Origin of the sequence: Streptomyces sp. NPDC008317 (genome assembly GCF_042955955.1) — a bacterium.
Taxonomy (GTDB): Bacteria; Actinomycetota; Actinomycetes; order Streptomycetales; family Streptomycetaceae; genus Actinacidiphila.
Genome location: NZ_JBIBFQ010000001.1, coordinates 907,218 through 928,862, shown reverse-complemented (window position 1 = coordinate 928,862; position 21,645 = coordinate 907,218). Strand labels below are relative to the sequence as shown.

The 21,645-nt window shown below is 70.0% G+C and carries 13 protein-coding genes, 1 pseudogene and 4 CRISPR repeat arrays (1 of these 18 cut by a window edge); of the genes and pseudogenes, 3 read left to right on the top strand and 11 right to left on the bottom strand.

Translation table 11 applies throughout. From position 1 onward, the window contains the following. A CRISPR array of direct repeats spans positions 1-1,344; the repeat unit is 29 nt; unit sequence GGGTCCACCCCCGCGGGCGCGGGGAGCAG; it reaches 809 nt to the left of the window's first position. A gap of 322 nt (positions 1,345-1,666) precedes the next feature. The 8 genes and pseudogenes from cas2e to ACFY9V_RS03830 form a co-directional block, all read right to left on the bottom strand. Further along, positions 1,667-2,035, bottom strand: a complete 369-nt coding sequence (gene cas2e / locus ACFY9V_RS03865) for a type I-E CRISPR-associated endoribonuclease Cas2e (RefSeq protein ID WP_391159211.1) — start codon at positions 2,033-2,035, stop codon at positions 1,667-1,669. Further along, positions 2,032-3,024 (bottom strand): type I-E CRISPR-associated endonuclease Cas1e, encoded by a 993-nt coding sequence (gene cas1e, locus ACFY9V_RS03860; RefSeq protein WP_391159208.1) that lies wholly within the window; start codon positions 3,022-3,024, stop codon positions 2,032-2,034. The genes cas2e and cas1e overlap by 4 nt, the downstream gene beginning before the upstream one ends. Positions 3,025-3,027: 3 nt before the next feature. Next, the gene (gene cas6e, locus ACFY9V_RS03855; protein ID WP_391159205.1) at positions 3,028-3,732 is read right to left on the bottom strand and encodes a type I-E CRISPR-associated protein Cas6/Cse3/CasE; all 705 of its coding nucleotides are present in this window, start codon (positions 3,730-3,732) and stop codon (positions 3,028-3,030) included. Positions 3,733-3,734: 2 nt separating this feature from the next. Next, a complete protein-coding gene (cas5e, locus tag ACFY9V_RS03850; protein WP_391159202.1) occupies positions 3,735-4,463 on the bottom strand; it encodes a type I-E CRISPR-associated protein Cas5/CasD in 729 nt (242 codons plus the stop codon). Next, the gene (cas7e, locus tag ACFY9V_RS03845) at positions 4,460-5,686 is read right to left on the bottom strand and encodes a type I-E CRISPR-associated protein Cas7/Cse4/CasC (RefSeq protein ID WP_391159199.1); all 1,227 of its coding nucleotides are present in this window, start codon (positions 5,684-5,686) and stop codon (positions 4,460-4,462) included. Before cas7e ends, cas5e begins: the two co-directional genes overlap by 4 nt. Next, the gene (gene casB / locus ACFY9V_RS03840; protein ID WP_391159197.1) at positions 5,683-6,390 is read right to left on the bottom strand and encodes a type I-E CRISPR-associated protein Cse2/CasB; all 708 of its coding nucleotides are present in this window, start codon (positions 6,388-6,390) and stop codon (positions 5,683-5,685) included. Before casB ends, cas7e begins: the two co-directional genes overlap by 4 nt. Continuing rightward, positions 6,387-11,024, bottom strand: a complete 4,638-nt coding sequence (gene casA, locus ACFY9V_RS03835; RefSeq protein ID WP_391159194.1) for a type I-E CRISPR-associated protein Cse1/CasA — start codon at positions 11,022-11,024, stop codon at positions 6,387-6,389. The genes casB and casA overlap by 4 nt, the downstream gene beginning before the upstream one ends. A 210-nt stretch (positions 11,025-11,234) precedes the next feature. Continuing rightward, positions 11,235-14,379: a CRISPR direct-repeat array (repeat unit 29 nt; unit sequence GGGTCCATCCCCGCTCGCGCGGGGAGCAG). A 928-nt stretch (positions 14,380-15,307) separates the two neighbouring features. Then, a pseudogene (locus tag ACFY9V_RS03830) lies at positions 15,308-15,527 on the bottom strand (site-specific integrase); the annotation flags it as partial. Positions 15,528-15,570: 43 nt separating this feature from the next. Continuing rightward, a CRISPR array of direct repeats spans positions 15,571-15,964; the repeat unit is 28 nt; unit sequence GGTCCATCCCCGCGGGCGCGGGGAGCAG. Between the two features lie 224 nt (positions 15,965-16,188). Here ACFY9V_RS03830 and ACFY9V_RS03825 point away from each other — a divergent pair. Both ACFY9V_RS03825 and ACFY9V_RS03820 read left to right on the top strand, forming a co-directional pair. Further along, complete coding sequence (locus ACFY9V_RS03825) at positions 16,189-16,698, top strand: HAD domain-containing protein (protein WP_391159192.1); 510 nt, start codon at positions 16,189-16,191, stop codon at positions 16,696-16,698. Between the two features lie 144 nt (positions 16,699-16,842). Further along, positions 16,843-18,198, top strand: coding sequence for a hypothetical protein (locus tag ACFY9V_RS03820; protein ID WP_391159189.1), 1,356 nt, complete (start codon positions 16,843-16,845; stop codon positions 18,196-18,198). A 26-nt stretch (positions 18,199-18,224) separates the two neighbouring features. Further along, positions 18,225-18,557: a CRISPR direct-repeat array (repeat unit 28 nt; unit sequence GGTTCATCCCCGCTCGCGCGGGGAGCAG). Between the two features lie 645 nt (positions 18,558-19,202). On the opposite strand, the gene ACFY9V_RS03815 is transcribed toward ACFY9V_RS03820, so the two are convergent. The 3 genes from ACFY9V_RS03815 to ACFY9V_RS03805 form a co-directional block, all read right to left on the bottom strand. After that, positions 19,203-19,367: a hypothetical protein gene (locus ACFY9V_RS03815; RefSeq protein WP_391159187.1), complete on the bottom strand. Its 165-nt coding sequence runs from the start codon at positions 19,365-19,367 to the stop codon at positions 19,203-19,205. Positions 19,368-19,840: 473 nt separating this feature from the next. Further along, positions 19,841-20,047: a hypothetical protein gene (locus ACFY9V_RS03810; RefSeq protein ID WP_391042443.1), complete on the bottom strand. Its 207-nt coding sequence runs from the start codon at positions 20,045-20,047 to the stop codon at positions 19,841-19,843. A gap of 150 nt (positions 20,048-20,197) precedes the next feature. Continuing rightward, positions 20,198-20,845 (bottom strand): winged helix-turn-helix domain-containing protein, encoded by a 648-nt coding sequence (locus ACFY9V_RS03805; protein ID WP_391159184.1) that lies wholly within the window; start codon positions 20,843-20,845, stop codon positions 20,198-20,200. Positions 20,846-21,292: 447 nt separating this feature from the next. Between ACFY9V_RS03805 and ACFY9V_RS03800 the strand changes: the two genes are divergently transcribed. Then, positions 21,293-21,595: a trypco2 family protein gene (locus ACFY9V_RS03800; RefSeq protein WP_355335899.1), complete on the top strand. Its 303-nt coding sequence runs from the start codon at positions 21,293-21,295 to the stop codon at positions 21,593-21,595. Positions 21,596-21,645: the final 50 nt, after the last annotated feature.

Sequence of the window (21,645 nt, the reverse complement as noted above, 5' to 3'; positions counted from 1 at the left end):
GGAGCAGTGGATCGACCTCGGGGGCGAGCACGCGTACAGGGGTCCATCCCCGCGGGTGCGGGGAGCAGCGACTGTCCGGCCGTCACAGGCACCATCGCCGCGGGTCCATCCCCGCGGGTGCGGGAAGCAGCGTCTGCGGTTCCCCTACGAGGTCGCGGCCACGGGTCCATCCCCGCGGGTGCGGGGAGCAGTGGATCGACCTCGGGGGCGAGCACGCGTACAGGGGTCCATCCCCGCGGGTGCGGGGAGCAGTCCGGGAGTTGTAGGCCAGTAGGCCAGGGGGTGGGTCCATCCCCGCGGGTGCGGGGAGCAGCCGCCGTCCTGGCTGGCGTACAGCGCGCGGGTGGGTCCATCCCCGCGGGTGCGGGGAGCAGCCGCCGTCCTGGCACCGCGGCGTCGGGTCCATCCCCGCGGGTGCGGGGAGCAGTTGTCGGAGAAGATCCGAATGCAGCCCGCCGCGGGTCCATCCCCGCGGGTGCGGGGAGCAGCTTGACGACGCCCCGTTGGACACGATCACGCGGGGTCCATCCCCGCGGGTGCGGGGAGCAGTTCGCGAAGACGATCTTCATGGAGATGAAGCAGGGTCCATCCCCGCGGGTGCGGGGAGCAGTCCTCGCCGCACAGTTCCCCGACTGGGCCGGTGGGTCCATCCCCGCGGGTGCGGGGAGCAGTGGATCGGCGCCGCCGCCGCGCTCGCCCCCCTGGGTCCACCCCCGCGGGCGCGGGGAGCAGATCGGCGGCAGCACGCTGGAGTCGCCGAACGCGGGTCCACCCCCGCGGGCGCGGGGAGCAGGGCGTCGTGAAAGGCTTCATCAAGAAGCGGGTGGGTCCACCCCCGCGGGCGCGGGGAGCAGATTCTCAAGCCCGACCTCGCCAAAGCCGTCTGGGGTCCACCCCCGCGGGCGCGGGGAGCAGCCTGGACCGTCTCGCACCGCATGGGCAGCCGCGGGTCCACCCCCGCGGGCGCGGGGAGCAGCCGACGGCGCCGCAGGGCAGTCCGCGTACCAGGGGTCCACCCCCGCGGGCGCGGGGAGCAGGTCAACAAGGTCCGCAGCCTGCTGGCCGCGGAGGGTCCACCCCCGCGGGCGCGGGGAGCAGCTTCGAGATCTGCGGGTCATCGGGGAAGACCATGGGTCCACCCCCGCGGGCGCGGGGAGCAGGACATTGGCCAGGCCGTCGAACAGGGGGGCCGAGGGTCCACCCCCGCGGGCGCGGGGAGCAGGCCAGGAGCTGATGACGGCGCGCCTGGCCGCGGGGTCCACCCCCGCGGGCGCGGGGAGCAGGAGGGTCGGCGAAGGATGCCGTAGCCCTGGGCGGGTCCACCCCCGCGGGCGCGGGGAGCAGTCTTTACGAGCTGCGGTTTTATCAATGAGCAGTGCTTGTTTCAGCAAGGATGAGAGAAAAGGGCATAAGGGACGAGCCAATCCGAAACTGCCCAGCAAGGCTACGGGGATCCGACCCGGCTTACTACGGAAGCAGTTCGGACCCACTGTTAGCGGCCGCTGCTCCCGCACCGTCTACGAGCGTGGATGCTTCCGGCGGGCAGGAAGATACCGAATAAAGCCCAGGGCCAGCCAGGGACTACCTGACAATCCCCGCGTCGGCCGAGCCGGTGGCGGCAGCCTGTGACCGCGCCGGTTGAGCAGCCGGCCCACCTAGGGCGAAGCTACCGCGCTCGATTCCCGAAGCGGCGCCGCTTGGACGCCTTGCTCCAGCCCTGGGAAGGCTGGGGTGATTGAGAAGCCGGACCGTCGGCGGGGCGGTCGGACGGGCGGAGGATGAGGGTGAGGCCCTCGTGGTCGACGGGGTGCCATTTGTGGTCGTGCGTGCGAAAGGTGTAGCCCTGCTCGGAGTTGGTGGAGTAGGCGAGGAGGGCGCGGCCGTTGCCCGCGTATTGGCGGACCTCGTCCCACAGGGCGTCGCGGATGCGGGCGGACGGGTTGCCGAGGAAGACGCCGGGGGAGATTTCCAGGAGCCAGCGGGTGAGGAAGCCGCGCAGGCCGACGGGGCAGTGGGTGAGGACGATGACCGTCACCAGATGACGCCTTCGTGGACGAGGGCTTCCTGGGTAAGGGTGTCCGATACGGCTACGTCGTCGCCGTAGTTGCGGCCGGCGGCCACCTCGGCGCCTCGGTCGGAATGGAGCGTGACCCGGTCACCGTCGTCGGACAGGTCGAGGCCGTTCGGCGCGAGCAGCGTCTGGATGTCGCGCACACAACGGTCGAGCAGGTTCGTGGTGTTGATGCGGTCGCGCAAGGCCCGCCGGGTACGGGGGCCGATGTCCTCCGGGCCCTCCGCAGCAACGTCAAAGGCGATGGGAATGCCGATGTCCGTCTTGTAGAGGTCGGCCACGTCGAGGACGAAGGACAGTTCGTGGCCGGAGTGCACGAAGCCGAGTCCAGGACTGCATCCCAGAGCGGCGACCACGGTGTGCGCGACCCCGTACATGCACTGCGCGGCAGCGGTGACGGCCTGGTTCGGAGCGTCGCCGCTGCCGAAGTCGCCCGGGGTGAAGCGGCGTCCTCGCCAGGGGACTCCCGTGCGAGCCGACTCCTGCGCGTAGCAGCGCTTGACCCGATCGCCTTCCCGGCCCAGTAGTTGGCGGCGCGTGCATCCGGCAGGGTCCTCGTCGGGGAAGCGCAGGCGGTACATGGCGCGGGCGACGTCGAGGCGAGTGCGCTGGTTGGCCCAGGCGACCGCTTGAGCCTCGACGAGGGCGGACGAACGGCTCAGCGCCCGGCCGCCGGCGTAGAACCGTACGCCGTGCTCGCCGACCCACACCACTGCGGCGCCGCTCTCGCCGAGAACCGCCATCGCCTGGTGGGTGATCCGGGTGCCGGGGCCGAGGAGCAGCGTGCCGATGGTCGCCGACGGGATGTGGCGGACGCCTTCCGCGTCCTCGGCGGTGATGGCGTTGGCGTCGCGGTGCACGAGGCAGCGCTCGAGGTAGATGTACGACAACCGGTCACCGACCCGGGTGAGTTGGCGGGGGCTGGTGGCCGGACGTCTGCCGACGGTGGTCACCGGTTACTCCGCCGGCGCCAGGGTCATCAGTCCGCAGCCGTACGCCTTGGCCTTGCCCAGACCGAAGGTGAGAGTGCGACGCAGGGCGTCGGGGTCGGTCACGCGCAGGCGGCCGTCGTAGGTGACGCGGGTCAGTTTCACCTGGTGCGCACGGTCGTCGGTCTCGCTGCGCTTGCCGAAGGAGAGGTCACCGCGGTTGTGGACGACGACCTCGTGCCAGGCGCCGGGGAGTCCGTCCGGGCGCGGCTCGGGACGTTCCACGATCGCGAAGCCGGCATCCGTCTGGCGCGCGAGCAGCCAGTCGAGTTGGTGGCGCGGTGTGACGTGCGCCGTGCGCTTGGTCGGCTCGGCGGCGTGGCGCCTGATGCTGTGGACGGGGTTGGCCGTGAGCCGGAAGGTCCAGGTGTCGTCGGCGGTGAGGCGGGTGAGGAAGGGCGCGTACGGCTTGGTCTGCCAGCCGCCCGTGGTCGGCCAACCCGCCTGCTCCACAAGGTGGGTGAGGTCGGGCCGCTCGGGGCTGACGATGTAGAGCAGCACCTCGCTGCGCGACTGCTGGTCGAGACGCCACAGCACGCGGGGACCGTCGCCCTGGTGGTCGGGCCGCTCCGCGAAGGACGCCATCACCGCGGCGTGCAGGCTCTGGGGGGACGTGAGCAGTCGGCGGGCGCCCATGCGCGCGGTGTTGATGCGGAATCGGGTCAGGAACATCGTCAGTCTTCCAGTAGTCCCATCGGATCGTGCTGTGCCGGTACGAAGGCCCGGCGGGGGATGCTGAGCGGATTGGCGACGGTGACGGCGCGCGAGTGGACGGCGCGCAGGCCGTACCGGCGGTGCCGCGGGTCGAAGCTGAGCGGCTGGTCCCGTACGGCGTCGCCGGGACCCTCGCCTGCGGGCAAGTCGGCGATGACCTCCAACTCGACGCGACGCTCACGGGCACGGCTGCGTTGCACCCAGGCGGACGCCTGCCACGGCTCGGTCTCCAGCGCCTTCCACAGACCGGACCGGTGTACCCGGAGGTCGACGGGACGCGACGGTGGGCAGGACCGGCGGCCGAGGAATGGCAGGTACACCGGAGACCTGACCGCGGCGTGCAGGACCTCGATCAAGTCGCGGTCACCCTCGACAGCCACGACGAACACCGCGTCGGAGAGGTAGAACCGTTCGGAGACCGGCATCGACTTGCCCGTGTCGGCGTGGTGGGCGGTCTGGAAGTCGCGCACGCGGGTGCCGGGCTGGTCGAGACGGACAGCGAAGCGGAGTGCCGCCAGATCCGACAGGTCGGCGCTGCGGTCACGGCCCTGAGCCGCCGCGAGCAGACCCAGGACTCCGCTCTTGGTGGGCGCACGTTCCGTCGTACGCCGGGCGAAGCGGGACGCCGCGCCCCAGGACTGCAATGGGCCGGCCAGGCGCAGCGTCAGGACGCCGGTGGGTTCGCTCATGCGCGAGTGGCCTTGACCTTCTCCCCGGCCGGTTGGGCGGTCAGCCGCCCGGCAACGGCGTCGGTCACCTCGTCGAGCAGGCCGCCGATGGTGACCCCCGTGCCGAGGGCGGCCAGCGGCTCGGTGGCGGCGCCCACCCGGAGCACCCAGGTGGGGTCCTCGGTGACCTCGTACGCCTTCTCGATGTCGGAGACGTGCGCGAGCAACTGGGTGCAGGCACCGCGCAGATGGCCGCCCGAACCCTGTGCTGCGAGGACCGGCTCCTCGAAGGCGGACACGAAGCTGATGGGCCGCGCCGACCGCAGGGTGACGATCACGGCTTCGGGCAGCGTGTGGTTGCCGAAGGTGTTGACCTTGCCGGTCGGCATGGACGCCACGAAGCCGTGCAGGAAAGCCCGCACCGCCCTGCGCACCGGCTCGTCCAGCGGCTGGTCGGAGCGCGCGCCGACGCCGAGGTTGTCGCGCAGGCGGTCGACGTCGAGCGCGGCGTAGCGGTAAAGGGTGGCCGAGTTGAAGTCGACGGTGCCGATCATGCCGGCCCCGGACTCCTCGTCCTTCTCGTTCTGGTCGTCGACGGCGGTGTAGTAGTCCGACTCGTTCTCGACCTGGTGGACGCTGATGGCATGCGCGACCTGGGCAGCGGCGTCGACATTGATGTCGGCGGAGTCGGCGACCATCCGGCCGAACAGTGCGATGTCCACCGAGTGGCGGGTGTCGGCGATCTCGCGCGCCCTGTCCTTGTTCTCCTTGACCTTCAGATACGCGGCGATGTCGTCGGCACCGTCGACCGCGATCTCGGCCAGGCCGTCGAGCTGCCGCGCGCTGAGGAACATCAAGTACGAGGACTCCGGCGGCGGTTCCGGCTCGCCCTTCTTCTTCGCGCTCTCCGCCTTCCGCCGCGGCACCTCGATCTTCGAACCCGTCGCGACGCGCAGCGTCTCCGCGGCGAGCGCCAGAGCTTTGTCGCCGTCCAGTTCCTCACGCAGCGCAGTGATGCGCTCGGCGAGGAGTTCGGCGACCCGACGGGTGCGCACGCCGAGGTCGGCCGGGTCGAGCAGGTCCTTGAACGCCCGGCGGGTGGCACGCTTCCACGCCTGGCTGGAGACGCGGGCACGGCGTACGCCTCCGTACACCGCGGTCTTCGGGGTGCCAGTGTCGTCGCGGTTGAGGTTGCTCGGCGGCACGGTCTGCAGCACGTGCACATCGATGATGATGCGGCTCACGGGGTGTCGTCCTCCGGAATGGTGGTGTCGGGTTCGTCCGCCGCGCCGCCTCCGGCGTCGTTCTGGGCGCTACCCGCCGGCACCGGACGGACGGCGAGGTAGGACCTGCCCCAGGAGCGGCGTACACGGGGAGGCCCGCCGGCCTGCTGCCAGGCGTAGAGCTGGTCGGCGAGCAGGCCGTAGTCGAGCGGGACGGATTCGCGTCGCATGAGCAGGATCAGGTCGCGAAGCCGTCCGCCGAGTTCGGCGGGCGTGGCGGCGGTGCCGGCGCGCACGAAGCGTTTACGGGTGGGTTCGTCGATCTCGGCTCCCGGGTGGAGCCGTCGTACGGCGGCGCCGAGTTCGGGGCCCGGCCTGCGGTGCATACGGGTGGTGTGGTGGGACTGCTGGTGCAGCGACCACAGCGTGACGGCGGCGTACGCGGCCTCTTCCGCCCAGCGCATCGCCTCTTCGGTGAGGTCGCCGCGTTCGTAACGTTCGTAGAGCGGCTCGGTGCCGATCAGGCCCCACAGGTCGGGGCTTTCGCCCGCCGGCCGTCCGATGCCGCGGCGCAGCCGGGCCAGGGCTCCGACCGCGTCGCTGCGGTCGTCGAGATAACCGCGCTGAAGCACACCGATGCGCTGGTGCACGGCGGCGCCGACCGGGCCGAGGGGCTGCTGCCGGACACTGGTCGCGGGCGCAGCGGTGGGGGTGGTGACGGTCATACCGGCGACTCCAGAGGAACGGATCGAGCGTTCGGCAGGTCGGCAGGTCGGCGGTCTCCGGCTGTCTCTTCCGGAGCGGCGGTCAGGAGCCGGCCGAGACGAGTGCGGAAGCGGAGTTCGGCGGCGGTGTCATTCAGCCAGCGCGGACCGCTCCTGCCGTCGACGACACGGCCTTCCCAGGCGGCGAGTCCCGCGTCGTCGAGCAGACCGGCACCGAGGCCGAGGACGGCCTTGTGGAGTTGGCGCCTCCACCGGTCCCGCTGCTCGTACGGGTCGGGTGCCGCACCGAGGTCGCGGAGCCACTGGCGGTACGGCGTGTCCAGGGTGCCGAACCCGAGGTCGAGGGCGGCGTCCTTGCCAGGGGCGGGATCGGATCCCGAGGCGAGCGCGAGGTCGGCGGCCAGGTCTCCGAGCGTGCGTACGGCGGCTTCCGCGTCGCCGAGCGCGCTCAGGGCTGCCTGCCCGTAGCGGTCGTCCTCTCGGTGGAGGAGGACGACAGACATCAGCACACCGTCGTCAATGATCTCGTCGATCACCGACTGCTGGGTTCCGTACTGCGCGCCGACGACCCTGGCGCGGATCAGGTGCCGGCGGGGGAGGAACCCCTCGGTGGTCAGCCGGGCGATCCACTCCACGATGCGGGGCGACAGACGATCGGCGCCCCCGTCCCCCTGGGTGGTCCCCGCATCATGTCCCGCGAGGAGACCCTTCAGACCGCGCCAGGCCGTCTGCGCGGGATCGTGTTCCTGTGGCAGATAGACGAGCGCCTCGCCGCGCTTCTTCTCCTGCGCGGGGCTGCGACGCCAGCGCGTCATGGGCTCGTACGGGTGCTTGTTGTGCGGTTCGAGCCGGTCGCCGTAGGCGAGCACGACGCCGTGCACACCGTCGGCATCGTGGTGCAGCAGGATGCGCCGTGACTGCCAGGTATACAGATCCCGCAGTCCGTAAGGGCGTTGGGCCAGGTCGGTCGCCTCGGCGGGTCCGCACGGCTCGGCCCGCCACGCGGGCCGGTCGGCATCTCCGAAATGCTGGTGCGCGGTGTCGGCCGCCATCAAATTGAGCAGCAACGTCTCGTGCAGGGTGTCGCCTTCGATCAGTACGCCACCGAGGTTCCCGGCCCAGGCGACGCCCAGCGGGTAGCCCTTGCCGGCCTTGACGCGCGAGTCGCCAACCGCACCGGACTTGATGCCCGACGAGTCGAACGCCTGGGCGTGCACCAGCCAGCGCGCCGCCTCGGCGAAGCCGAGCCGGTCGACGCCGGGCCTTCTCATGCTGAAGAAGGGATCACCGTTGGGTACATCGGCGACGAGCCGGTTGAGGGAGAAGATCTCGTCCTTGGCGGTGCGCAACCCGGCGACCTGGAAGAACGGCTCTCGTGGGTGCAGCAGGTCGAACCGACCGCGGTGTCGCTCGAGATAGCGGCTGACCGGTGCGAACGGGGTATCGGCTTCCCACAGTTCTTCCCACTCCTCGATATCGGCCGGCGCCGACGCTCGCTGCGTCTCACCACCCAGTGCGTCGTGCAGGATCGCCAACAGCAGGCGCAGCAGCGCGAAATCCTGCGTCGGCAGATCCCCGGCCAGCCGGCGGATGTCACGGCTCTGGTCGAACACGTCGAGCAGGGACAGCTCACGCTCGGACCCGTCCGTGAACTGGACAGGTAGCCAGGGGCGGTTGGTCAGGTCGAAGGACGGTTCCGCAGTGGTCATCGGCGCTGCTCCTTCCTCCTCCTTGCTCGGTTCGTCACGACTCACCATCAGGCCCTCATCGGGGTCGTACGTCAGGAAGAACCCTGCCAGCCGGGTCCGACACTGCTCGTCGAGCGCGAGAATCAGCTCTCCCGCGAGCCAGTGGCTCTCCTTCTCCTGCCAGGCGGGGACGTACAACTCCTCCAGTTCGGCCAGGGCCTGGTCGAATCTCTCGGGGAAGGAGAAGTGGTACGGCAGTCGCAGGCCGCATGCGGCGACCGCTTTGGCGGCCCGCGCGGACGGCACCGCGTCGGTGGGCAGTTCGAGGCCACCGCGTCCTCCGTCCAGCCACGGCACGGTGCACAGGGTGCCGTCGGACCGGCGCATCACCACCAGGACTTCCAGGCTCTCGCGGCTGTCACGCACCTGCGCGCGCCCGGCCGGGGAGTCGTCCGCGTCCCCCACACCCGCGTCGATCCAGCCGATCAGCGGCCTGCCCGGCTTGCGTACCTCGTCGAGCCGGAAGACCTCGGCCTTCCGCTGCTGCGTCGTGCGGTCTTCTTCGTGCTGGGCGCGTGCCGCCTCAAGGGCTCCGGCCCACTGGGACGGACAGTGCTCTTCGCTTTCTGCGTAGGCGAGTTGGACGAGGACGCTGATGTCCTCCGGGAGGCGTACCGGCAGGCCCGGTCTGTCCGTCGTGCCCAGGTGCGGGGCCAGGACGGCGAGGGAGCGCAGCAGCGGGTAGGCGCCGTAGACGGTGCGCGAGCCTCGTACCGGTTCGGGTGCCGGCTCTGCCTGCCAGTCCACCCCGGTCACCAGGCAACGGGGTTCCCGCAGGCGGGGCGGGCGGTCGCTCTGCTGGGCGCCGCGCGGGTGCCGGTGCAGCCGGCCCATCCGCTGGAGCAGCAGGTCCACCGGGCACAGGTCGGTCACCAGGAGGTCGAAGTCCACGTCCAGTGACTGTTCGGCCACCTGGCTGGCCACCACGATGTGGGCCTGTCGCGGGCGGTCCGGCGACCGGCCGTCGCTGCCCGGTGGACCGAAACGCCTCAGGAGCGCCGCGTCCTTGCGCGCTCTGTCGACGTCGATGAAGCGTGCGTGCGCGACGGTGACGTGCTCCTCGCCGAACCTCTCGCGCAGTACGGCCGCCGTACTCAGCACCCGGTCGACGGTGTTGTGTACAACCAGCGCACAGCCGCCGTCGGTCAGTTCCGTGGCCAGACGATCGACGAGTACGGCATCGTCGTCGGCCAGCGCTTCGAGCGCCACGTCGGTGCGGCGACCGGACGGCGCGGGCGATGCCGTCACGGGTTCCGAGCCGGGAGCGACGGCGGTCAGCAGCGGATAGCCGGTGACGTCCCTCAGCTTTTTGGCGCCCGACCCGGTGTACGCCTCGGCCAACTCCGCTCGCCTGGCGGCGGGGAGCGTCGCGGAAAGGACCACCACCGGTACGCGGTAGGCACCGAGCCACGACAGCACACGGTCGAGGTAGGTGTTCATGTACGCGTCGTAGGCGTGCACTTCGTCGATCACGACGACCTTGCCCGCCATCGCGAGGTGCCGCAGGGCCAAGTGGCGGCTCTTGAGCCCGGTCATCAGGAGCTGGTCGATCGTGCCGACGGCGAACGACGCGAGCAACCCCTTCTTTCTACCCCTCAGCCATTGGTGGGCGACGAGGTCGGCGGACGCGCTCTTGGCCCCGCCGGTCTGTTGTGCGTACTCGCTGCCGTATGCGTCAACTGCGGCGATCGTGCGATGACTGCTGCGCAACAGCAGCGCGTAATCCTCCTGGAGGGCCGCTTTGGCATGGGCGAGCAGCACCGAGTGCTGCTCACCGGCGGACGGACCGGCTGGGGATCCGGCACCTGCTTCGTCGTCCGATACGTCGCTGCGCGGGAGCCGGTCGAGCCAGTCCAGCAGGCGCGGGAACATGGCGTTGCTCGTTGCCATCGTGGGAAGCGCGACGTAGCAGCCGCCGGCTCCGGAGCGGGCCGCGAACACCTCCACGACGGCGAGCGCAGCCTCGGTCTTGCCCTCGCCCATCGGCGCCTCGATGATCAGCATGCCCGGCTCCGGCATGGCCCTGGCCATCGTCACCGCTTGCTCCTGGACGGGTCTGATCCGCGCTTCGGGTGGGAATCCGAAGCGCGTGGCGAACAACTCCGCCGCCGGCTCACGCGGTTCGGCGGGAGCCCATGGCGCCGGCAGCCTCAGCCCCTGCCACGCCGCTGCGATCCTCTCGGTCTCGCTACGCGCATGCTCCTCGGGGAAGTACGGAAAGAGGTCCGGATTGCTCGCGATCCAGTCGGACACGATGACGATCGCGGTGAGCAGGACCTGCACCGGCTGGGGCAGCTTCACCCGCTGCCAATCGGCGAGCCTCTCCTCCACCTGGAACGTACCGGCACAGGCATCTAGGAACTCGCCCTGCACCCGTCGCCACACCGCCTCGGACGGGCCCGGAGTTCGCAGCAGCTCCGGATGGGCGTCGAGGTTGTGCAGCTGAATATGATCCGGCGGAACTCCGTGATGACCGCCGGCGACGACCGCGAACTGCCCCGACGCCCGCCGCGTCCACCCGTGGCGCTCCTCCAGCCACTCCTGCAGAAGCACCTGTCCGGCCAGGCCATGCGGAGCCATCCGCCGGTCGTCGCCGAACTGCTTGCGCGTACGCATCGCCAGACCGGTCGCGCTCATCACATCGGCCAGCTCGTCCACCTGGCACGCGAACGCGGGCGTCGCCTTCCCGATGTCATGCGTCCCGGCCAGCCACACGCACAGCCGCCGCCCGTCGTCCACTCCCCCGGGCAGCGGCCCGGCCACCATCTCCCGCACGTTGCGCGGCAGCCAGTGATCCCATAGCAGCCCGGCGACGGCGGCGCTGTCCGCCATGTGCCGCCACAGCGGCAGCCACTTCGCCGTATCCCGGTCGTGCTTCGCCCACACGGTCCGGGCCGCACCTGTTAACCGGTCGCCCAGGGGCGCCGGCCCTCTGTCATCGCCACGCACGCCGCTTATTCAACAGGGCGGGGAGCACGACCGGGGCACAGTAGTACGAAGTGATCAAATTCTTTCTATTCGACGCAAGGTCGATCATTACTGGAAACGGCTCGCAGTTCTTTACCGTGCAGATCGAGGGACGCCGTCCTCGCTGCCCAGGCGATTCCCGCAGGCGCGGGGAGCAGAGGTCGCCGGCCGAAGGGGAAAACCCAGGTCGGGTCCATCCCCGCAGGCGGGGGGAGCAGCGCCGCTTGGCGTTCTCCCAATCACTGACGACGGGTCCATCCCCGCTCGCGCGGGGAGCAGCCCTTGGCCTCCCAGCACCGCACGGACATCACGGGTCCATCTCCGCTCGCGCGGGGAGCAGCACACCGAGAACCACAGCACGACGCGCGGCATGGGTCCATCCCCGCTCGCGCGGGGAGCAGTGCGACACCGCGTTTCCGCGAATGTCGGTGGCGGGTCCATCCCCGCTCGCGCGGGGAGCAGAGTCTCCGGATCGCCTCCCGCAAGTCCCGTACGGGTCCATCCCCGCTCGCGCGGGGAGCAGAGGCACCCCGGCGCGGGCTGGCAAATCACCGCGGGTCCATCCCCGCTCGCGCGGGGAGCAGAAGCGCGACGAGATGTGGCTGTCGGCTCGCGCGGGTCCATCCCCGCTCGCGCGGGGAGCAGTTCGCTGGACTTCTTGAGGCGGTCGGCGTCGCGGGTCCATCCCCGCTCGCGCGGGGAGCAGTTCGCTGGACTTCTTGAGGCGGTCGGCGTCGCGGGTCCATCCCCGCTCGCGCGGGGAGCAGTGCCGCTGGTCTGCCGACCACGAGCACGGACCCGGGTCCATCCCCGCTCGCGCGGGGAGCAGGTCAGCGTGCCGATGCCCGACAGCAGCGTCTCGGGTCCATCCCCGCTCGCGCGGGGAGCAGGGACCGCGTGTCGGTCGCCGCGGTGCTTGCTGCGGGTCCATCCCCGCTCGCGCGGGGAGCAGACCTGCCACAGGGACTGGCGGATGTGCGTGAGGGGTCCATCCCCGCTCGCGCGGGGAGCAGGTCTTCAGCAGGCTGGTCCGGTGAAGTGGGTTGGGTCCATCCCCGCTCGCGCGGGGAGCAGAGCTTCCTCGGTCACCTCGCGGTGAAATGCGTGGGTCCATCCCCGCTCGCGCGGGGAGCAGGCAGGGGGCCCTCTTCTGACGTTGCGTTGACCGGGTCCATCCCCGCTCGCGCGGGGAGCAGCGAGACTCCTTGAGTGCTGCCGCAGCGTAGTCGGGTCCATCCCCGCTCGCGCGGGGAGCAGCTTCAGCGGCAGTTGCAGGGCATCACGGCGGCGGGTCCATCCCCGCTCGCGCGGGGAGCAGTCGCTCAAGGCCCTCGGCGCCGAGACCGGCCTGGGTCCATCCCCGCTCGCGCGGGGAGCAGGCCGGGTCCGGCATCCGCCGCGGTGACATCGTGGGTCCATCCCCGCTCGCGCGGGGAGCAGCTCAACAGCCTCCCGCCGGAGTACAAGACCGCGGGTCCATCCCCGCTCGCGCGGGGAGCAGGGGGTGATTCTCTGGGCCTCAAGGGTGCCCGAGGGTCCATCCCCGCTCGCGCGGGGAGCAGACGAACAACACCCAGCCGGCCGACGACGACCCGGGTCCATCCCCGCTCGCGCGGGGAGCAGATCTCGATCCGGCTGATGCCCGACGATGTCGAGGGTCCATCCCCGCTCGCGCGGGGAGCAGTAATCGAGCTTCCCCGCCCACCCGTCGACCAAGGGTCCATCCCCGCTCGCGCGGGGAGCAGCGCGGCGCAGGTGACGGGGGTACCGTCGGTGAGGGTCCATCCCCGCTCGCGCGGGGAGCAGGGTCTCGCGGAAACCGGACCCGTCGGGGGCGAGGGTCCATCCCCGATCGCGCGGGGAGCAGCCCGAAGGAGATCACGACGGTGAACGCGTACGGGGTCCATCCCCGCTCGCGCGGGGAGCAGTGGACGCTCGCCCTGATCGCCGTCACCGTCGCGGGTCCATCCCCGCTCACGCGGGGAGCAGCAGCCGGAGATGTTGGTCTCCATGCTCGACACGGGTCCATCCCCGCTCGCGCGGGGAGCAGACCGGATAGTGGTCCTTCCCGCCCAGCCAGTAGGGTCCATCCCCGCTCGCGCGGGGAGCAGGGCCCTGGTCAGCGAGGTAGCTGGCCAGGGCTGGGTCCATCCCCGCTCGCGCGGGGAGCAGCGTCCCGGGTGGCGCGCCGTGCGCCGGTGAGCGGGTCCATCCCCGCTCGCGCGGGGAGCAGGTATGCGGTGACGACGTGGATCACGCTCACTGGGGTCCATCCCCGCTCGCGCGGGGAGCAGTGTCCGGTGGACGCCTGAGTGAACGCGATGACGGGTCCATCCCCGCTCGCGCGGGGAGCAGTCCGAGGTGCGCGGGAGCTTGACCCCGGCGACGGGTCCATCCCCGCTCGCGCGGGGAGCAGATCCTGCACACCACCGGCGTGCAGAGCCAGGCGGGTCCATCCCCGCTCGCGCGGGGAGCAGATCGGGCTCCCACACGCTCACCCTGCTGTGGAAGGTCCATCCCCGCTCGCGCGGGGAGCAGCCGGAGACGCTGGCGGAGATCCTGCGCGAGCTGGGTCCATCCCCGCTCGCGCGGGGAGCAGCAGAACGTGGCGTCGGCCTTGGCCTTGTCGTCGGGTCCATCCCCGCTCGCGCGGGGAGCAGAGCTGGAGCCGCGGCACGAAGCCGTGCAGGGTGGGTCCATCCCCGCTCGCGCGGGGAGCAGGTTTTCAATCACACGGGCAAGCCGGAGCCGGTGGGTCCATCCCCGCTCGCGCGGGGAGCAGCGGACGTATCCCCCTGGTCGACGTGCTCGACAGGGTCCATCCCCGCTCGCGCGGGGAGCAGCCCCCTGGCTATGCTCTGTGGCCGAGTGCGACGGGTCCATCCCCGCTCGCGCGGGGAGCAGCGTGAGCAGCGTGGGAACACGTTCCCTGCATGGGGTCCATCCCCGCTCGCGCGGGGAGCAGCCCCTGCCGCACATCGAAATGGACGATCCCCGCGGGTCCATCCCCGCTCGCGCGGGGAGCAGCTGATCACACGGTAGAGGCGCGGGGTGAAGGCGGGTCCATCCCCGCTCGCGCGGGGAGCAGCTGATCACACGGTAGAGGCGCGGGGTGAAGGCGGGTCCATCCCCGCTCGCGCGGGGAGCAGCCGTCGTACACCGTCGACAACGAGGCCGCGAAGGGTCCATCCCCGCTCGCGCGGGGAGCAGTGCTGAGCAGCCACGGGCGGCCGACGAACAGTTGGGTCCATCCCCGCTCGCGCGGGGAGCAGTCTCATTGACCTGCAGTCATTGCGGGGACGCAGGCCGTACGGAACCAACTTCAGAGAAAGCCGCAAAAACCGCATTCCTGCCCTCGGATCGACATGCAATCGCCCAGCAAACAGCCTACGGCTACCGAGACGGGCGCCAGCAATGCGAAGTTGCCAACCCTGGTCGGCATCCCCGGGACGCTTATCCCCGCCCACGAGCGTCCAGCCGGCCCTGGAGCCACCACGCCTGCCCAGCTCGGACCACCCGCGCTCCCCGCGCAACCCTGACCGTCGAGATTTTCGAGCCGCAGGAACTGCACGTCACTGTGGTGGACTCCACGGGCATCACCCGCGTGCTGGCTGGGCTCGAAGGCACCGCCGGAGGAATCAGTTCACAGCGCGCTTTCGCTACAGGCGCACCTGGATACACGCTGACGGCAATTGGCGGGGCCTTGCCGCCCACGCCAGCGCCGTCCCGGATCTCGGCTGAAGACTCGCGGTTCGGCAAGGCACACGGCCGAGGCATCTTCGGCGATTCCGGCGCGGCCAGCCGTAGCCGCTGTTGCCTCGACGTTGCTCACGCAATTGCCTGGCGGGTCGGCGCCGTCAGCGACCGTGGTCCCGCCACGCTCCGCAGTGCGCGAGAAAAAATCCCCGCAGCTGTCCGAGCCGGAACCACTCGCACCAGCAAGAACGAGCGGTTAGCCGGTCTCAGTTCCGGTCTCGTTCAGCCGCGCCCAAAGGCGTCCGCAGGCCGCCCAGATGCCTGCTTCGCCGCAGGTCAGAATCTCCGCGCCCCGCCGCGTACGTCCTCATGACCCGTTGGAAAGCGTGTTGGGGGCAACCCCTCACGAGTTCGAATCTCGTATCCTCCGCCATTGCTCTCACCGGGCAATATGCCGATGGCCCCCACCGTTCGCGGTGGGGGCCAGCGGTGTCTTCCCAGCCCCCGTTGTCCTGGTTTTTGCCCGCAGCGGGCATTCCCGGGTGGCCCCAGATGGCACCGGCGATCTTCCGCGCCACGTCCTTGAGCGTTGCGTCCGGCACATGCAGGTACCGCGCCCGCGTGCTCGCCGACGTGCCCGGCTCCCACCAAGGGCCGTTTCCAGTCGTGGTAATCCGTGTTCGGACTCAGCGGGCCGCCCAGCGGTTTGGTGAACACGTAAGTTGACCCTCACCCTGGCCGGGGTCAGAGCGTCGGCCCCCGTTGATATGGTCCATCCCCGCGGGCGCGGGGAGCAGTCGGGCACCGCGAGACGCTGGCCGATCCCCTGGGGTCCATCCCCGCGGGCGCGGGGAGCAGGATCCCGCGGGTTCGGCAACGAGCGCGGTGTAGGGTCCATCCCCGCGGGCGCGGGGAGCAGTATCGCCAAGAACATGGACCGGATAACGGGCCGGGTCCATCCCCGCGGGCGCGGGGAGCAGTTAGGAGAGCTGTCGTCCCTGAGGGGCTGCCTGGGTCCATCCCCGCGGGCGCGGGGAGCAGATCGGGCTCCCACACGCTCACCCTGCTGTGGAAGGTCCATCCCCGCGGGCGCGGGGAGCAGCTGAGGGCACGGGAGGAGGACCGGGGGCGGCCGGGTCCATCCCCGCGGGCGCGGGGAGCAGTCTGCTTGACCTGCGGTCGTTCCGTGGATGTCGGCCGTGCAGAATCAACTTCAAAGAAAGCCGCAAAAAGAACATTCCATGGGCCGACACCTAGTCGTCCAGCAAACAGAATACGGACGGCAAGCGAGGCACCTGGCGGGTGCATCACACCAACGGCGCGCACACCATGTGGCACAGTCGGCGATCCGCTTCCGGGACAACCTGTCTGCCCGTACGGTGCGGGTGTGATCGCTCCCCCGCCCCGGCCCCTCCTCTTTCTCGATGTCGACGGACCACTCATTCCCTTCGGGGCGACACGGGAGGAGTACCCGGACGGATATCCGACGTACGTGCCGCAGGAAGCCGGTGCGAATCCGCTGCTTGCCAGGGTCGATCCGGCTCTCGGGCGCAAGTTGCTGGCGCTGCCCTGCAATCTGGTGTGGGCGACCACGTGGGAAGCCGAGGCCAACGAGTGCCTCGCGCCGCTCCTGGGGCTGGCGCAACTCCCCGTGGTCACCTGGCCGGAACCCTCAGAGGAACGCAATCCGTCCGGGCTGCACTGGAAAACGCGCACTCTTCTCGACTGGGCTGCCGAGCGCCCCTTCGCCTGGCTCGACGACGAGATCTCCGACGCCGACCGCACGTGGGCGCAGGCGCACCACCCCGCACGAACCCTTCTCCACCGCGTCGACCACCGCCACGGCCTCACCGACACGGACCTCGCCGCTGTTGCGATGTGGTTGCACGGCAGTTAGCGGTCCCCGCCCGGCGGTCACTGACAGAGCCACAGTCTGGCCGAATACCAACCTGCGCCGACCTATGCGCACTTGCTTGCGCTCCCCCGCCTCCTCCTACCGCCCTCCGGCTCACGTCATATGACATCAACGGAAGGGCTGTCGGTGAACGAGGACGAGTCCAAAGCCATCGCCGAGATCCTCGAAGAGCTGAGCACCACCTCCCATGTCCAGGTCCGCTCATCCGCCGAACTCGCCGACCAGGTCAGCAAGGCAGCAGCGGAGGAGGACAAGAAACGGTTGGAGGACGGGCGGGGTCCGCTGCGCCGCCGCACCGACTACCGAGCCGTTCGGACAGCTCCGCAATCGTTGGCACTCACGCCGTGGCAGGTCATCCACGCCATCGGCCTCGGTGCCGCCGCGGCCCGCCAGGGCGCGGGGCGAGGGCTCGCCGAGCACTGGGGCAGCCTCCGCTACAGCCAGGCCATGGAAGCCAACCGGGGCCGTTACCTGCAGCTATCGTCCGAGGGACGCGATCTCCTGCGCTTCTACAAGGCCACGCAATCCGGGGAAATCGGCACCGGCTTCGCTTCGCTGCTGGCCGAGAACATCGTCAGGTCCCGGTACCCCGACCACTCGGTCTCTGTGATCCCGGCGGATGTCGCCCTCAAGGCCGGCTGGACTCTGCGCAGTTCCGGTACCGACGGCCGCCCGGAGGCGCTACAGCGACGGCCCCACTTCTTCGTCGAAGCCTGGCAACCGGGGCAGCCGTCCCACGTCCTCCTGCTCGCATCCAAGGGCAGACACAGCAGCGTTCGTCAGGTGCACAAGCAGCTCAGCACGGCCAGCGCCCACGTGGAGTCCGTGCACATCGGACCGTACGGCACAGTCCCGTACCTGCTCATCGGCACCGAGATCCCCACAAAGGAAAGCCTCGCCGTGCACGTTTTGGAGGTGCCGGGCGCCACCGCTCTCCGCCCGCCCGGGAAGCCATCGGCGCCCGATCTCGACCTCTACCTGGAACAGGAGAACCGCGCGGCCGACACCGTACGGCCCGCGGGTCACGGGGAGACGACCGTCCCCGGATTCCAGATAATGCGCGACTCCTTCGCCTGGTTCAGCTCCGTGCTGGCACTGACGGAAGCAGCCGCTCTCATGGCCTTCACTGGAGGCGGCAAGCCCACTGTCCAGTATCTGACCAAGGAACAAGGGAAACGCCACTTCCAGCACGACGCCTACGCCAACACGGCCAGGCTGCGCGACGCAGAGCACACCATCCACGGCATCGACTTCGTCGGCACCGATCACATCTATCGCCTCAACGGCACCCGAGCAGAGGCGTTCTCCGGCCTCCGGAGGAGCCTGTACCTGCACCTCCACCATGGGCGCGTCAACGAATACCGACGCGAGGTACACGACTTGCGCGGGCAGTGGCCGGACCACAGCACATCGAAGCAGTGGAACGCGGTGTCCGTCCGCGCCGATGGAACCGTCATGGCCATCCGGCTCTGGGGCGAGTGAACTGGAGGGCAGACACAGCTACTGACCGGTCATCCCCGTGAGCGCGGGGAGCAGGTCGTCGGCACGTCGAACCTGGTCTGGGCGCAGGGTCCATCCCCGCTCGCGCGGGGAGCAGTGGTTCGACGTGCTCGCCGACGCGGACCCCGCTGGTTCATCCCCGCTCGCGCGGGGAGCAGAACGGCAAGGTTCACGTCTCGGCGAGCGAGCTGGGTTCATCCCCGCTCGCGCGGGGAGCAGGCTGGTGTACGGCGACGACGGCGCTGGTGGTCGGGTTCATCCCCGCTCGCGCGGGGAGCAGCAGACGGTCCAATTCCATGCGGTCTACGGCCCGGGTTCATCCCCGCTCGCGCGGGGAGCAGTCTGACTGACCTGCAGTCATTGCATCGATGTGAGCCGCACAGAACCAACTTCAGAGGAAGCCGCGCAAACCGCATTTTTACTCTCGGGTCGACATGCAATCGCCCAGCCAAACAGCCTACGGCCACCGAGACGGGCCCCGGCTACACGAAGCTGCCCATCCTGATCCGCACCCACTTCCATACGGTCAGCCCACAGCCACGGCCAGTAGGAGCACCACGAGGTGCACGTTTCACCCAGACCCAGCCTTGCTGAACCCAGTCCCCGCCGGCCGACAACTCGACTCGACAGAGCCAGCGCCCCGCATCCCCGAGGATTGCAGTCCGGGGACGGTCACCCCGGCCATGAGCATCCAACAAGCCCTGGAACCAACGCCGGTGCCCAGCGGCAGCACCATGACGAAAGAGGAAGACGTGTGTGCGCTCGGGTCCCGAACACTAGCTGTCGAGGTCTTCGACCAGCAGCAACCAGACGTCACCGTAGCGGACTCCACCGGCGTCACCCGCGTACTGACCCGACTCGAAAGCACCGTCGCAGGACACCGTTCGAGGCGCGCCTTCGATACACGCGCACCTGGACACACGCCGACGGCAGCTGGCGCGCCCCGGCCGCCCACGCCACCGCCATCACGTATCTCGGGTGAAGACCTACGGTTCGGCCGGGCACATGGCCGAGGGATCTTCGGCGATATCGGCGCGGCCGACCGGAGCCGCTGTTTCCTCGACGTTGCTCACGTGGGCGCCCGGAGGTTCGGCGCCGTCGGCGACCGTGGTCACGTCACGCGCCGCCTGCGGGTGTCGAGCCGGAGGCATCCTCCCACCAGCAAGAACGAGCGGATCGCCGGTCTCAGTTCCGGTCTTGTTCAGCTGTGCCCAAGGGCGTCCAAAAGCCGCCCAGATGCCTGCTCCGCCGCAGGTCAGAATCTCTGCGCCCCGTCGTCCATGGCCTCGTGGCCCGTTGGAAAGCGTGTTGGGGCAACCCCTCACGAGTTCGAATCTCGTATCCTCCGCTAGTGCCTCACCGGGCACGACTCGTGGGGCCCCGCTGTCCGCAGCGGGCCCACGACGTATCCGGCGTGTTGGCGCGCAGTCCGCGCCGACGTCAGCTCGCCAGCGTCTCTCCGAGCCTGGCGTGGGCAGCGCCCGGGAGTGACTGGTACAGGGCTTCAGCACGCGAGCGGACGAGCCGGTCGCCTTACGCTGGCGGCAGCCGTCCCCAGATATCAATGGCCTTGTCGGCTGCCCCCATCGGGTCGCCGTCCGCGTTCAGGCAGGTGGCGGCGTCCCTATCCCAGCATCGCCCGTGTCATCACGGGCGGCGATGCGGTGAGATCCAGCGCCGCCTCCTGCTCGGCGTAGGCCTCGCGCCTACGCCCCATGAGGGTGAACGCCTGCGAGAAGTGGACGTGGTGTTTCTGGAGCGGGTGGCCGAACCACGTGTCGGCGGCCTGACTCCCGTCGATGCGCTCCGCGATCAGGCGGGCGTCGGCCACAGAACGAAGCGCGCCTTGGTGGTCCGCAGCGGACGCGAGTGGCCGAGCGGGTCGCGCTGGTCACCGGGGTGGTGCTGGATGATCGCCACCAGTCCGGCGATCTCGGCGGCCGTGGCTCTGCGGCCACTCCCTGTGGGACACCGACCGTGTTCAGTTCCCCTCCAGGCGCCGGTAACTCTCCTGAGTGATGAGGCGGTATCCGACGTTGCGCACCGTCGCGATGAGGCCGGGGACGGCCAGTTTCGACCGCAGTTCGTGGATATGCACTTCGAGCGCCCGTTCCGGGTCCTTCGCACCGTTGCGTGACAGGCAGTTGACGAGATGGTCCCGGCTCAGCACCTGGCCAGCCCGACGGGCCAGCGTCACGAGCAACTCGTATTCTATCGGCCGCAGTTCCACTTCGGTCCCGCGCACGGTCACCCTCCTGGACTCCTGGGAGATCCGGAGCGGTCCGTAGGCGATGTGGGAGCTGCTGTTTCCCGTCGTGACGGCCGGGGCCGGGTGTCCCGCGATGCGCAGCCGTGCGACCAGTTCATCCAGGCTGAACGGCTCCACGAGGAATTCGTCGATCCCCGCCTCGCGCCCGGCTTTCCAGGCATCCGTGTCGGCGTGCCGGGTGATGGCGACGATCGGGGCGCCGCAGGCGGCACGCAGCCGTCCGCACTTTCCCAGAACCGGATTGTTGATCGTGTCGCACTCCAGCAGAACGACGTCCGGCCAGTGGCCCGCCAGCGCCAGCTGGTCGATCCGCGGCACCGTGAGAAGGGCGAACCCCATCGGCTGCAGGAGGATCACCATCTCCCTGTGCCGACGGACGGGACCTGTGAGCAACACCTTCATGACGGTCAGTCAACACCACGCCGAAGCTCATCGTCAGCTCAACGCGGGAGGTGCCCCGCGGTCATGTCGTGGTGAGCTGGGAACGCAACACTGCCACGTCGGGGGCTGCTCGAAGTGGCCGGTTCCGGCGCGGCCGGCACCGCAGGAAACCACGGGGGGACACGCACTGATCGGGCCCCCTCGCCGAAGAGAGAGCTGCCGAGGACATGAACAAGAAGAAAAGCCGCGGACCGGGGAACACCAGGCGCAGGGGCGCTCTGGGCTGCGCGATCTTCCTGCTGGGAGTCGCGTCACTGTGCGCCTGCAACGACTCGAACATCTCGAAGTTCGATGCGGCTCCGGCCCTCCCCCGCGGTGTGGCCGCACCGCTCCATGGACATGGCTTCCCTGCCTGGGAGCACATTCGTGGACACTGACGCGAGCGTGGGCCTCGCGGCGGCGGTGCTCGGGGTGCGCGCCGAACTCCAGGCGGCGATGGCTGAGGGCGCGGGGCAGGACCTGCGGTTCAGGGTCGGGCCGGTGGAACTCGAATTCGACGTGTCCGTGGTCCGGTCGGGCGGGGCCGGGGCCAAGGTCTACGTGCTCAGCGGGAAGGTGGACCGGACCTCGACCGTGACGCACCGCCTGAAGCTGACGCTCTCCCCGCTGGACGATCGCGGCCACGACATCCTGGTGAACGGCACCCTCCCCGCGATCCCGGAGTTCTAGGCCGAGCCGACGGAAGGGACGCCATGAAAAGCAGTGGAACAAGTCGCGTG

What these genes read in the sequence shown, in the direction of transcription:
- cas6e (WP_391159205.1), bottom strand. Translation starts at nt 3,732, where the DNA reads ATGTTCCTGACCCGATTCCGCATCAACACCGCGCGCATGGGCGCCCGC.
- cas5e (WP_391159202.1), bottom strand. Translation starts at nt 4,463, where the DNA reads ATGAGCGAACCCACCGGCGTCCTGACGCTGCGCCTGGCCGGCCCATTG.
- casB (WP_391159197.1), bottom strand. Translation starts at nt 6,390, where the DNA reads ATGACCGTCACCACCCCCACCGCTGCGCCCGCGACCAGTGTCCGGCAG.
- ACFY9V_RS03815 (WP_391159187.1), bottom strand. Translation starts at nt 19,367, where the DNA reads ATGCCTCCGGCTCGACACCCGCAGGCGGCGCGTGACGTGACCACGGTC.
- ACFY9V_RS03805 (WP_391159184.1), bottom strand. Translation starts at nt 20,845, where the DNA reads ATGGTGATCCTCCTGCAGCCGATGGGGTTCGCCCTTCTCACGGTGCCG.